This window comes from Pseudomonas sp. PA-1-6B (assembly GCF_021609545.1).
GTDB lineage: Bacteria > Pseudomonadota > Gammaproteobacteria > Pseudomonadales > Pseudomonadaceae > Aquipseudomonas > Aquipseudomonas fluorescens_BV.
In genome coordinates, this window is sequence record NZ_WJZM01000098.1 from 1 (window position 1) to 11,873 (window position 11,873).

Annotated in this window: 13 protein-coding genes; 6 read left to right on the forward strand and 7 right to left on the reverse strand. The window is 59.4% G+C overall.

Annotation, left to right across the window (positions count from 1 at the left end):
• Positions 1-144: 144 nt before the first annotated feature.
• Complete coding sequence (locus tag GIV35_RS26645; protein ID WP_236304490.1) at positions 145-1,491, reverse strand: heavy metal sensor histidine kinase; 1,347 nt, start codon at positions 1,489-1,491, stop codon at positions 145-147.
• A complete protein-coding gene (locus tag GIV35_RS26650; protein WP_020302902.1) occupies positions 1,488-2,168 on the reverse strand; it encodes a heavy metal response regulator transcription factor in 681 nt (226 codons plus the stop codon). The genes GIV35_RS26645 and GIV35_RS26650 overlap by 4 nt, the downstream gene beginning before the upstream one ends.
• A 156-nt stretch (positions 2,169-2,324) precedes the next feature.
• Here GIV35_RS26650 and copI point away from each other — a divergent pair, with 156 nt between their 5' ends.
• A complete protein-coding gene (gene copI / locus GIV35_RS26655) occupies positions 2,325-2,846 on the forward strand; it encodes a copper-resistant cuproprotein CopI (RefSeq protein ID WP_057975697.1) in 522 nt (173 codons plus the stop codon).
• A gap of 66 nt (positions 2,847-2,912) precedes the next feature.
• Entirely contained in the window at positions 2,913-3,743 is an 831-nt protein-coding gene (gene queF, locus GIV35_RS26660) for an NADPH-dependent 7-cyano-7-deazaguanine reductase QueF (protein WP_198714787.1), read from the forward strand.
• 135 nt (positions 3,744-3,878) lie between these two features.
• Here queF and GIV35_RS26665 read toward each other — a convergent pair whose 3' ends face one another.
• The gene (locus GIV35_RS26665; RefSeq protein WP_057975699.1) at positions 3,879-4,145 is read right to left on the reverse strand and encodes a DUF4404 family protein; all 267 of its coding nucleotides are present in this window, start codon (positions 4,143-4,145) and stop codon (positions 3,879-3,881) included.
• Positions 4,146-4,256: 111 nt separating this feature from the next.
• The gene (locus GIV35_RS26670) at positions 4,257-4,865 is read right to left on the reverse strand and encodes an HAD family phosphatase (protein ID WP_223023148.1); all 609 of its coding nucleotides are present in this window, start codon (positions 4,863-4,865) and stop codon (positions 4,257-4,259) included.
• 195 nt (positions 4,866-5,060) lie between these two features.
• Here GIV35_RS26670 and GIV35_RS26675 point away from each other — a divergent pair, with 195 nt between their 5' ends.
• Complete coding sequence (locus GIV35_RS26675; RefSeq protein ID WP_003189688.1) at positions 5,061-5,750, forward strand: MlaA family lipoprotein; 690 nt, start codon at positions 5,061-5,063, stop codon at positions 5,748-5,750.
• Between the two features lie 62 nt (positions 5,751-5,812).
• On the opposite strand, the gene GIV35_RS26680 is transcribed toward GIV35_RS26675, so the two are convergent.
• On the reverse strand, positions 5,813-6,109 hold the full coding sequence (locus tag GIV35_RS26680; protein ID WP_105226181.1) for a PilZ domain-containing protein: 297 nt from the start codon (positions 6,107-6,109) through the stop codon (positions 5,813-5,815).
• Positions 6,110-6,385: 276 nt separating this feature from the next.
• On the opposite strand from GIV35_RS26680, the gene rssB reads away from it, so the two are divergent.
• Both rssB and rssC read left to right on the forward strand, forming a co-directional pair.
• Entirely contained in the window at positions 6,386-7,567 is a 1,182-nt protein-coding gene (rssB, locus tag GIV35_RS26685) for a two-component system response regulator RssB (protein WP_054899086.1), read from the forward strand.
• Complete coding sequence (rssC, locus tag GIV35_RS26690; RefSeq protein ID WP_003172602.1) at positions 7,567-8,049, forward strand: anti-sigma factor antagonist RssC; 483 nt, start codon at positions 7,567-7,569, stop codon at positions 8,047-8,049. The genes rssB and rssC overlap by 1 nt, the downstream gene beginning before the upstream one ends.
• A gap of 199 nt (positions 8,050-8,248) precedes the next feature.
• Here the strand turns inward: rssC and tal are convergent, their stop codons facing one another.
• Positions 8,249-9,175, reverse strand: coding sequence for a transaldolase (gene tal / locus GIV35_RS26695; RefSeq protein ID WP_003189693.1), 927 nt, complete (start codon positions 9,173-9,175; stop codon positions 8,249-8,251).
• A gap of 414 nt (positions 9,176-9,589) precedes the next feature.
• On the opposite strand from tal, the gene GIV35_RS26700 reads away from it, so the two are divergent.
• Positions 9,590-10,336: a hypothetical protein gene (locus tag GIV35_RS26700; RefSeq protein WP_105226182.1), complete on the forward strand. Its 747-nt coding sequence runs from the start codon at positions 9,590-9,592 to the stop codon at positions 10,334-10,336.
• A 492-nt stretch (positions 10,337-10,828) separates the two neighbouring features.
• On the opposite strand, the gene dusA is transcribed toward GIV35_RS26700, so the two are convergent.
• On the reverse strand, positions 10,829-11,860 hold the full coding sequence (gene dusA, locus GIV35_RS26705) for a tRNA dihydrouridine(20/20a) synthase DusA (RefSeq protein WP_329609957.1): 1,032 nt from the start codon (positions 11,858-11,860) through the stop codon (positions 10,829-10,831).
• Between the last annotated feature and the right edge of the window lie 13 nt (positions 11,861-11,873).

Here is an 11,873-nt window from a genome sequence, read left to right on the forward strand (position 1 = left end):
AGCTCCCACATTGGATCGCGGGGCATCAGTTATATCTGTGTCGGCTGCCAGGCCGTCACGGGAGCAAGCTCCCTCGCCACAGATTTAGCGTCGTGCCGAAGTTGTGTAGATACCTATGCTGCGATAGGGCCGGCCCAGCTTGCATCAATCTCCCTTGGGCAACTCAATCACAAACCTTGTCCAGCCCGCCTGCGACTCACAATAAATCCTCCCGCCATGCGCCCGCACAATCGACTGGGTAATCGCCAACCCCAGCCCCGCATGTTCACTGCTGCCTGCGCGCCTCGACGGGTCGGCTCGGTAGAAACGGTCAAACAGCCTCGGCAGTAACGGCGCAGGAATGCCTTCCCCGCTGTTCTCAACCGTCAGTGTCACGCCGCTCTCGATCCGCACCCGCACTTCACCGCCTGGTGGCGTAAAGCGCAGCGCGTTATCCAGCAAGTTCGACAGGGCCCGGCGCAACATGCCGCGGTCGCCCATGCTATGGGCGCTGCCTTCGCGCATCAGCTTCACTTGTGCGTCCTCGGCCAGCAGGGTAAAGAACTCCAACAGTGCGTCGACCTCATCGCCCAAGTCCAGGGATTCACGGGTGGGCATCAGCAAGCCGTGGTCAGCTTTGGCCAGGTAAAGCATGTCGTTGACCAGTTGCGCCATCCATTGCAGCTCTTCCAGGTTGCTGTGCAGCGCCTCGCGGTAATCCTCCAGCGGGCGCGGCTGGGTGAGGATGACCTGGGTCTGGGTCAGCAGGTTGGACAGCGGCGTGCGCAGTTCGTGGGCAATATCTGCGCTGAAGGCGGACAGGCGCTGGAACGCATCATCGAGGCGGGCCAGCATGGCGTTGACGGCCTTGGCGAGCTCCGCCAGCTCCACCGGCATTTGCGCTTGGGGTAAGCGTTGCGTCAGGGAGTGGGCGGAGACGCTGGCCGCCACTTCGCCCATGCGCCGCAGCGGTCGCAAGCCACTGCGTGCAGCCCAGGCGCCGAGCAGGGCAGTGGCCAGGGCCGAGAGGCCGACGGTCAGCCAGATCAAGCGTTGCATGCGTTGCAGAAAGTGCTGGTGGTGGGTGATGTCGAGGATCAGTGTCAGCTGTGGCGAATCCAGTTGGCTGGGCGTCAAGGGTGCAATGAATACGCGGTAGTCGGTGCCTGCGTATTGCAGACTGTGCAGGCCGGGCGCTTGGGGCAAGGGAAGGTGTGGCGCGCCGTCCAGCCAACGTTGCCCAGCTCCGGTGATGCGCAAGGCGAGGTCGGGCTGGTGATCGAGTTCGGCGCGCAGTTGAGGGGTTCGCCGGGCGAGGTCTTCCGGTGAGGCGACACCCTGCAAGGTGCTGCGCAGGGCCACCAGTTTGCTTTCGAGCTGTTGCTGGTCCAGCTCCATGAAGTGCGCCTCGCTGGCCCGGTTGAACAACACCCCGGCGATCAACGAGACCACCGCCGTGCAGGCGGCAAACAGCAGCGCCAGGCGGCTGGTCAGGGACAGGCGCTTGATCACGTGAACCGTTCCTCCAGCACGTAACCCATGCCGCGTACGGTGTGGATCAGTTTGTTGGGGAAATTGTCGTCGACTTTCAGGCGCAGGCGGCGAATGGCGACTTCGATGATGTTGGTGTCGCTGTCGAAATTCATGTCCCACACCTGGGAGGCAATCAGCGTCTTGGGCAGCACTTCGCCCTGGCGGCGTAGCAGCAGCTCCAGCAAGGCGAACTCCTTGGCGGTGAGGTCGATGCGCTGGCCGCTGCGCTCGACGCGGCGGCGGATCAAGTCCAGGCTCAGGTCGGCCAGTTGCAGCGTGGTCTCCTGCGGCGTGCTGCTGCCACGGCGCAACAAGGTGCGCACCCGCGCCAGCAGTTCGGAAAACGCGAAGGGTTTGACCAGGTAATCGTCGGCGCCCAGCTCCAGGCCATGTACTCGGTCTTCTACGGCATCGCGAGCGGTGAGGAACAGCACCGGGATGTCCAGGCCGGCACTGCGCACCGCCTGCAGGATTTGCCAGCCATCGCGGCCAGGCAGCATCACATCGAGGATCAACAAGTCATAGTCGCCCGTCAGCGCCAAGTGCTGGCCACTGGTGCCGTCGGCCACCAGTTCGGTGGTAAAGCCCGCTTCGGCCAGGCCCTGGCGCAGGTAATGACCGGTTTTGGGTTGGTCTTCGACGATCAGCAGTTTCATGTAGGGCTCTTGGTCAAGGTGGACGCCGGCCTTTATACCCTGGGCTCCGGGGTATGGGCGCAAGCTGACAAAGTTGTAATCTAGCAGTCAGCTGGCTGGCAGCGAGGCCATCTTAAAGTGTTGCCCAAGCTGGATACCTATTTTGGAGAGTGAAAGATGGCGTTGCGTACACCTCTGTTATTGGCAGGCTGCCTGCTGGCGTTGAGTTTCAATGCCCTGGCAGATGCGACTCACACCTACGCGTTCGGCCAGCCGGCCCCGGCGGATAAAGCCACGCGCACCGTTGAAGTCACGCTGCGGGACATTGCCTTTGAGCCCAAGTCCCTGGACGTCAAGGCCGGTGAAACCGTGCGCTTCGTGCTGGTCAACAAAGGCCAGTTGCTGCATGAGTTCAACCTGGGCGACGCGGCCATGCATGCCGCCCACCAGAAAGAGATGTTGCAGATGCAAGCCAGTGGCATGCTCACCGCCACCGGCATGGGCAAGATGGATCACAGCGCCATGGGCCACGGCGACATGGGCGGCATGAAGCACGACGATCCCAACAGCGTGTTGGTGGAGCCGGGCAAGACGGCCGAGCTGACCTGGACGTTCAAGCAGGCCACAGGCCTTGAGTTTGCCTGCAACCTGCCCGGGCATTACCAGGCGGGCATGGTCGGCAAACTGACCGTTGAGTGAGGCGTTTGTTAAGGGCGCGAGCAAAGGCTGGTAGACTGGCGCGGTTTATTTAGCCAGGTTTCCGCCATGCATCCCGCAGCCGAACATTCGCCGCTGGGCAAGTCCAGTGAATACATCAGCACCTACACGCCTTCGTTGCTGTTTCCGATTCCACGCGCCGCCAAGTGGGCCGAGCTGGGCCTGAGCGCCGAGACCCTGCCGTACAAGGGCGTGGACTTCTGGAACTGCTTCGAACTGTCCTGGTTGTTGCCCTCGGGCAAGCCGGTGGTGGCCATCGGTGAGTTCAGCATTCCGGCCGACTCGCCGAACATCATCGAGTCCAAGTCGTTCAAGCTGTACCTCAACTCGCTGAACCAGACCGCGTTTGCCGATACGCAAAGCCTTGAAGCCACCTTGCGCACCGACCTCAGCGCTGCTGCCGGCAAGCCAGTGAGCGTGCGTATTCGCAGCCTGGCCGACATCGAGGCAGAAGGCGTGATGGCGTTGCCGGGCGTGTGCATTGACGGCCTGGATATCAACGTCAGCAGCTACGAACACCCGCGCCCGGAACTGCTGCGTTGCGATGATTCGCGCGTGGTGGAGGAGAGCGTGCACAGCCACCTGCTCAAATCCAATTGCCCGGTGACCAGCCAGCCTGACTGGGGCAGCGTGGTGGTGGAATACCGCGGTGCGGCGTTGGATCACGCCAGCCTGCTGGAATATATCGTCAGCTTTCGCCAGCACTCGGACTTTCATGAGCAGTGTGTGGAGCGGATCTTCCTGGACTTGCAGCGCTTGCTCAAGCCAGAGAAGTTGACGGTGTATGCACGGTATGTGCGTCGGGGTGGGTTGGATATCAATCCGTATCGCAGCACTGAGAACACCCAGTTCCTGAACGTGCGCCTGGCGCGTCAGTAAGCCTTCATACAAAAAACTGTGGGAGCTGGCTTGCCTGCGATTGCGATCTTTCAGTCATTCATCAAGTGACTGATACACCGCTATCGCAGGCAAGCCAGCTCCCACATTTGGTTTTGTGTTTGGCTTGGACTCGGGTTAGATGCCGATATTGCCAAGGGTCAGCACGATATTGCGCAACGTCCCGGCAATGCCTGGATGGTCCAGTTCAAAACCTTCCACTGCCCGGTTCACATCGTCAGCGATGCTGGGCGTCTGGGTGGCCGGTTCCATTTTCAGCTGGACTTCGAATTTGGCGATCAACTCTTCCAATGCTTGACGTTTCTCGGCGGGCAACTCGGGATGATTCTCCAGTTGCTCACGCACAATATCGGCCTGCTGTTGTAACTTCTCGCGATCAGGCATGACGTTCTTTCCTTTTATCGATAGGCACTGGCATAGACCGCGGCGCACCGCGAAAGGTCTACGGGCTGACCTGTAGATTAATCCACTGCGGCCAACTGTGCATGATCTCGATCAGGGCTTCTCGCCCTTGAGCTGGCGCAGGCGGATGTCGGCCAGGCAGGTGTCGAGTTCGCCGAGATGGTCGATCACCGAGTGCACGCCCAGGCCATAGAGCGCCACCGTGGCCTTGCCGCGCTTGTGTTCGCGTTGCTGCTCGGTCAGCGCCTGCCATTGCCGGGGCGACAGGCCGCAGAGCGAACCGCAGGAGGCCAGACCGATGGTCCACAAACCGGCATTCAGGCCCGATTGCAGCAGGCGCGGCTCGCCGCTGACCAGTACGCAGCCTTCCAGACGTTCGATGTTCAACTCCATCAGCGCTTGCCAGCAGGCGTGGGGCGCAGGCCAGCGAATGGAGGAGGGCGAGGCGGCCTTTAGCCAGCCAGGCAGGCCGGCGCAGAGTGGCGTGGTCACGGCGGGAGGCAGTTCGTCCAGCCAGGCGCAGGGCACGCCTTGTTCTTTGAGGCTGCGCAGGATTTTCAACGCGCCTGGCGTGGCCTCGGCGTCGGCGCAAGGTGAGTCGGTGCGGGCCAAGGAACCAAAATCCACCAGGCAGCCACTCAGGCCAAATAACACGGCGGTCAATGAGGGGGCGGCGGCGACGGCAATCTCGGCGTGTGGCATCTGAACGTCCCTGAAATAGCTGCCACGCTATCGGGGCGGCATGACAAGGGGATGACACTGTCGATATTTGTAGGAATTTTGTGCATTTTCCCTAAGACGATTCTAGGTAGCTGCCTAAATCGACACTTCCGTCATATACTGACAGCCTTATTCAGGGCATAGCGCCCATGACAGACCATTCAAGGAGCAAAAGCTATGCGCTGGAGCCAGTACTTCGCTCAGCTATCGGTGTGTGCCACCATCCTGTTGGCACCTTTCGCTGCCCAAGCGGCCTCGGAAGATGACCCGTGGGAAAGTGTCAACCGCCCCATCTTCACCTTCAACGATACCGTTGACACTTATGCCCTCAAGCCAATTGCCCAAGGCTATCAGTTCGTTACCCCACAATTTGTGCAGGACGGCGTTCACAACTTCTTCCGCAACATCGGTGATGTCGGCAACCTGGCCAACAACGTGCTGCAGCTCAAGCCGCACAATGCAGGCGTCGACACCGCCCGCCTGTTGGTTAACACCACATTTGGCGTACTGGGCTTTATCGACGTCGGCACCAAAATGGGGCTGCAGCGCAGCGACGAAGACTTCGGCCAGACCCTCGGCTACTGGGGCGTGGGCAGTGGCCCGTACGTGATGATCCCGTTGCTGGGCCCAAGCACCTTGCGTGATGCGCCGTCCAAATACGTCGACAGCTACACCCAACCGTACCGCTACATGAACGACATCGGCTGGCGTAACAGCACCTTCGGCCTCAACGTCGTTGACGTGCGCGCCAGCCTGCTCGACAGCGAAAAGCTGATCAGCGGCGACAAGTACACCTTCATTCGTAACGCTTACCTGCAGAACCGCGAGTTCAAGGTCAAGGACGGCAAGGTCGTTGACGACTTTTAAGCTGTGACGTTTTGAAATGAAAAAGGCGACCTTTGTAAGGTCGCCTTTTTTGTGCGCGCTTTTCAGCGCATTTTCAAAATCTTCAAGCCTAGTTGCTGCTCGTCTCCGGCCGCCTTGGTCCACACCACCTCTGTATCGGCCTCAAGGCCTTTGAGGGCCGCGTGCTCTGAATCAATGCGCACGGTCAGCAGGTCGCCCACAGTGAACTGGCGAGGTGCCTGCACCTGCATGCCGGAACTGGAGAGGTCCACGCAGGTACCGGCAATCTCCTGCCCGGCATGGATCAAAGACACATCGGCATCTATTCGCATGCGGATGAAATCGCGTTTTTCGGCGTAGTCGCGCTCGTGCTCGCTCACAGCATCCATCCTTACTTTGCGTTGTGGTTGTGAGGGTTCTTATAACTCCCGGTGATTTGCGGTGTAAAGACGCCCGGCGACCATCGGCATGAGCTTGAAACCCCTCACGGATGGGAGTACCGTCTGCGCCTTAGAAGGGCACCTCTGCTTTACCGTTGTGCATGGGCCAAATCCCAATGCTTTGTAGGACAGAGAGGCTAGAAAGCGAATCCAGTACGTGAGCCCGGCCATTGCCGAGCCGCCTACGCCAACCTAATTCTGGCGCCGTTTGCCCACATGCAAAAAACCAGTGCCACGCTGCTGATTATCGATGACGACGAAGTAGTGCGCGCGAGCCTCGCGGCCTACTTGGAAGACAGTGGCTTCAGCGTCCTGCAGGCCAGTAATGGCCAACAGGGTCTCCAGGTATTCGAGCGCGACAAGCCCGACCTTGTGATCTGCGACCTGCGCATGCCCCAGATGGGCGGCCTGGAGCTGATTCGCCAGGTGACCGACCTTGCCCCGCAAACGCCGGTGATTGTCGTGTCCGGTGCCGGTGTCATGAACGATGCCGTTGAAGCCTTGCGCCTGGGCGCCGCCGATTACCTGATCAAGCCCCTGGAAGACCTGGCCGTGCTGGAGCACTCGGTGCGCCGCGCCCTGGACCGTGCACGCCTGCTCCTGGAAAACCAGCGCTACCGCGAAAAGCTCGAGACCGCCAACCGCGAACTCGAAGCCAGCCTGAACCTGCTGCAGGAAGACCAGAACGCCGGTCGCCAGGTGCAGATGAATATGCTGCCGGTGAGCCCTTGGACGATTGACGAATTCACGTTTGCCCACCAGATCATCCCGTCGTTGTACCTGTCGGGTGATTTTGTCGACTATTTCCGTGTCGATGAGCGCCGCGTGGCGTTCTACCTGGCCGACGTTTCCGGCCACGGCGCGTCTTCTGCCTTTGTTACCGTGTTGTTGAAGTTCATGACCACACGGCTGTTGTTCGAGTCCAAGCGCAACGGGACCTTGCCGGAGTTCACCCCCTCCGAGGTGCTGGGCCACATCAACCGGGGCCTGATCAGCTGCAAGCTGGGCAAGCACGTGACGATGGTCGGCGGCGTGATCGACGAAGAAACCGGTCTTTTGACCTACAGCATTGGCGGCCACCTGCCGATGCCTGTTTTATACACTCCCGACAGTGTGCGCTACCTGGAAGGGCGTGGCCTGCCCGTAGGCTTGTTTAACGAAGCCACCTACGAAGACCACATCCTGGAACTGCCGCCGACCTTCAGCCTGACGCTGATGTCCGACGGTATTCTGGACCTTCTTCCAGAGCCTACACTCAAAGAGAAAGAAGCCGCCTTGCCCCAAAAGGTCAAGTCGGCGGGCGGCAGCCTGGATGGCCTGCGGCAGGTTTTTGGATTGGCCACGCTAGGGGAGATGCCGGATGATATCGCCCTATTGGTGTTGAGCAGGAATCTTTGATGAGTACCGGAAGAATCCAATTCGCCGAGCAAGACGGGACCTTCGTCCTGAAGTTTGTCGGTGAAGTGCGCCTGACCTTGTGTTCGGCCCTGGATGCGACGATCGAGCGGATCTTCACTGCGCTGAACTTCTCGGCGATCGTGATCGACTTGACCGAAACGCGCAGCATCGATAGCACCACCCTGGGCCTGTTGGCCAAATTGTCCATTCTGTCGCGGCAGAAGGTCGGCCTATTGCCGACCGTGGTCACCACCCACGAAGACATCACCCGTCTGTTGCAATCCATGGGCTTTGACCAGGTGTTCAACATCGTTGACCGCCCCATCCCGTGCCCGGAATGCCTCACCGACCTGCCGTCCCAGGACCAGTCCGAGGAAGTGGTGCGGGTCAAGGTGCTGGAAGCGCACAAGATCCTGATGGGCTTGAATGAGTCCAACCGCGAAGCCTTCCACGACCTCGTCAACGCCCTCGAGCGGCACTGACGGCCTCCCTGCCCAAACATACACACACAGTCCAATGTGGGAGCTGGCTTGCCTGCGATTACGCAGTGTCAGTCGATGAAGTGTTGGCTGGCCCACCGCTATCGCAGGCAAGCCAGCTCCCACACTGGACGGCGGTGACACCGAGGCAAAAAAAGGGCGGCACCCTCACAGGTGCCGCCCTTTTTGCCGCTATCTGCCTTTACAGCTTGGCCGACAACAACGCCTCCAGTTTCTCCTGGTCCCGAGCAAACTGACGAATCCCCTCCGCCAGCTTCTCAGTCGCCATCGCGTCCTCGTTGGACTCCCAACGGAACTGCGCTTCAGTCATATGCACACGGGCTTCACCGGCATGGCCTGGCGCCAATTTGCGCTCCAGCTTGCCTTCATCGGCTGCCAGCTTCTCCAACAGGTCCGGGCTGATGGTCAGGCGGTCACAACCGGCCAGTTCCTCGATCTGGCTGAGGTTACGGAAGCTCGCACCCATCACTACTGTTTTGTAGCCGTTAGCCTTGTAGTAGTTATAGATGCGCGTCACCGACTGCACGCCCGGGTCATCGGAACCGGTGTAGTCGTTGCCGTTGGCCTTCTTGTACCAGTCGTAGATACGGCCCACGAACGGCGAAATCAGGAACACACCCGCTTCGGCACAAGCCACGGCCTGGGCAAACGAGAAAAGCAGCGTCAGGTTGGTCTGGATGCCTTCTTTTTCCAGCTTTTCGGCGGCGCGGATGCCTTCCCAGGTGGAGGCGATCTTGATCAGCACGCGGTCGCGGCTGACGCCGGCTTTGTCGTACAGGTCGATCAGACGGTGCGCACGCTTGAGAATAGCGGCCTCGTCGAACGACAGGCGCGCATCCACCTCAGTGGAAATACGGCCCGGCACTACTTTGAGAATCTCTTGACCCACCGCCACCGCAAAGCGGTCACTGGCCAGGCCCACATCGCCGTTGCAGTCCTGCACACACTCATCCAGCAGCTTGGCATAGCCAGGAATCGACGCAGCCTTGAGCAGCAGGGAAGGGTTGGTGGTGGCGTCTTGCGGCTTTAGCTTGGCGAGGGTGGAAAAATCGCCGGTATCGGCTACGACGGTGGTGAATTGCTTGAGTTGTTCCAGCTTGGAAGTCATGGGCGTGCTCTGTCCTGTGGGTCTAGTGACATTACCCGAGCGCTGGCAGGCGCTCAAGGGCGCAAATGCGTTAGGTCGTTTGCGAGGGCAATAACCTGGAAACGGCCGTTTGAATCACCGGCCGTGGTGCTCGATTGGAGGGCAAAATCGCAGCTAGGTTCAACCGGATTCCACCCGTCCTGCGCCACCGGTTTCAAGCCAGTTGATAAAGGTGATATCAGTGTTTTGAAGTTGTGAAAAGTTTATTTTCCAGCTCTTTAGTTGTTGCTGTTTTTACTTGTGCTATACCTGACTGGCAAGCGCTAACTTGGGCCGATAAAAACTCTGATGACATAACTGTCTGCGGTGAAGTGCGTGTGTGCCTGTTTATTAAAATCTGCTTGTTCGTTAGTTTGAAAGCAAAGGAGAGATGTAATGAAACGGAATATATCAACGCTATTTGTCGCCCTGGGTTTTATTTGTTCAACAACGGTATTTGCCGATGTGACGGTACAGCAGGCCCTCAGCGCCGGTTGTTACGATACCCAGGAAATGCGTGGCATCATTGACACTGCCAAGGCAGGTAAACCCATGGGGAGTCGCACCCTGGAAAAGGAAAACGAACTGACCTCATCCTACGGCGGCAAGATCACCGACACCAGAGTGACTGCGCCTGCCACCTGGGTGTACCGCGCGTATGAGAGCGCGGACACCAACAATTGGCACGTCCAGAAACTCAAGGCCGGGGTGATCTACTCCAAGGCGCAGAACGACCTGGACAAATACGTCAAAGGAGGCGGCACACCCCAAGAGTACTGGGCCATCGATGGGCCTGACCTACACGCGCTGGGTTTCAACGGTGCCACCTACACGACAATGCGACTGCTCGCCTTACAGTCCAGCGACACCCCGAAAAGTCAGTTCGTGAGTTTTGCACTGGACTACGCCACCACCGGAACCTTTGGAGACGCCGTGTATGCACTGCAAGTAAACCCGAACTCACCCATTCTGGGGTTGGTTAACTGCAAAACGCCAGGCGGTGAAGTTCAATTTCAAATACTCGGCGGCACCACATTCAACACGCTTTACCGAAAAGTCAGGACCGATAAAGATTGGAAAAGGTATAACCGCGACACCGACCAATGGGTAACTGTGCCCAAAGGAACAGTGCCGGAAAACTAAGCAACAGTGCAGCAAGGGCCGGCAGCACCTGCCGCGCCCTTGCAATCACCGCTAAATATGTGGGAGCTGGCTTGCCTGCGATAGCGCCGGTACACCCAATGAGCACTTACCTGACCCTCACCAGGCAAAAATGTGGGAGCTGGCTTGCCTGCGATAGCGCCGGTACACCCAATGAGCACTTACCTGACCCTCACCAGGCAAAAATGTGGGAGCTGGCTTGCCTGCGATAGCGCCGGTACACCCAATGAGTACTTACCTGACACTCACCAGGCAAAAATGTGGGAGCTGGCTTGCCTGCGATAGCGCCGGTACACCCAATGAGCACTTACCTGACCCTCACCAGGCAAAAAATGTGGGAGCTGGCTTGCCTGCGATAGCGCCGGTACACCCAATGAGCACTTACCTGACCCTCACCAGGCAAAAAATGTGGGAGCTGGCTTGCCTGCGATAGCGCCGGTACGCCCAATGAGCATCTACCTGACACTCGACCAATCACCGCCCCTCCAACAACGTCCCCGCCTGATCCAGCAACGCCAACGGATCCGCCGCCTTATGAATATCCACCGACAACAACTGCCTGAACTTGCGCGCCCCTGGAAACCCCGTGCCCAACCCCAACACATGCCGAGTAATGTGATGCATCGTCCCACCACTGGCCAAATGCTCAGCAATATAAGGCCGCAACTGCGCCAACGCCTCCGCCCGGCTAATCACCGGCGTCTCACTGCCAAACAACCGCTGGTCCACCTCCGCCAACAGATACGGATTGTGATAAGCCTCCCGCCCCAGCATCACCCCATCAAACGTCTGCAAATGCTCCTGACACTGCTCCAGCGTCTTGATCCCACCATTGAGATTAATCTCCAACTCCGGAAAATCCCGCTTCAACTGCGCCGCCACGTCATAACGCAACGGCGGAATGTCCCGGTTCTCCTTGGGCGACAACCCCTCCAGAATCGCAATCCGCGCATGCACGGTAAAACTGGTGCAACCGGCGTCCCTTACCGTGCCGACGAAATCACACAACTGGGCATAACTGTCCCGCCCATTGATGCCGATACGGTGCTTCACCGTCACCGGAATCGACACCGCATCGCGCATGGCCTTCACACAGTCCGCCACCAGGGCTGGGTGCGCCATCAGGATCGCGCCGATCATATTGTTCTGCACCCGGTCGCTGGGGCAGCCGACGTTCAGATTCACTTCGTCGTAACCCGCGGCTTCGGCCATGCGGGCGCAGGCGGCCAGATCGGCAGGGACACTGCCGCCCAACTGGAGGGCCAGCGGGTGCTCGGCTTCGTTGTGGCGTAGGAAGCGCTCGTGGTCGCCGTGGAGGATAGCGCCGGTGGTGACCATCTCGGTGTAGAGCAGGGCGTGCTTGGAGAGCAGGCGTAGGAAGAACCGGCAGTGGCGGTCGGTCCAGTCCATCATGGGGGCGACGGAGAAGGGGCGGGGGGGGGGGGGGGGTTTTGTGTGTCTTTTAAAGAGATGAGGCTGTCGGGGGAGCGGGGTGTGTGGGGAGATACGGGGGGGGTGG

What these genes read in the sequence shown, in the direction of transcription:
- GIV35_RS26650 (WP_020302902.1), bottom strand. Translation starts at nt 2,168, where the DNA reads ATGAAACTGCTGATCGTCGAAGACCAACCCAAAACCGGTCATTACCTG.
- rssB (WP_054899086.1), top strand. Translation starts at nt 6,386, where the DNA reads ATGCAAAAAACCAGTGCCACGCTGCTGATTATCGATGACGACGAAGTA.
- tal (WP_003189693.1), bottom strand. Translation starts at nt 9,175, where the DNA reads ATGACTTCCAAGCTGGAACAACTCAAGCAATTCACCACCGTCGTAGCC.
- GIV35_RS26675 (WP_003189688.1), top strand. Translation starts at nt 5,061, where the DNA reads ATGCGCTGGAGCCAGTACTTCGCTCAGCTATCGGTGTGTGCCACCATC.
- rssC (WP_003172602.1), top strand. Translation starts at nt 7,567, where the DNA reads ATGAGTACCGGAAGAATCCAATTCGCCGAGCAAGACGGGACCTTCGTC.
- GIV35_RS26700 (WP_105226182.1), top strand. Translation starts at nt 9,590, where the DNA reads ATGAAACGGAATATATCAACGCTATTTGTCGCCCTGGGTTTTATTTGT.
- GIV35_RS26670 (WP_223023148.1), bottom strand. Translation starts at nt 4,865, where the DNA reads ATGCCACACGCCGAGATTGCCGTCGCCGCCGCCCCCTCATTGACCGCC.
- copI (WP_057975697.1), top strand. Translation starts at nt 2,325, where the DNA reads ATGGCGTTGCGTACACCTCTGTTATTGGCAGGCTGCCTGCTGGCGTTG.
- queF (WP_198714787.1), top strand. Translation starts at nt 2,913, where the DNA reads ATGCATCCCGCAGCCGAACATTCGCCGCTGGGCAAGTCCAGTGAATAC.
- GIV35_RS26665 (WP_057975699.1), bottom strand. Translation starts at nt 4,145, where the DNA reads ATGCCTGATCGCGAGAAGTTACAACAGCAGGCCGATATTGTGCGTGAG.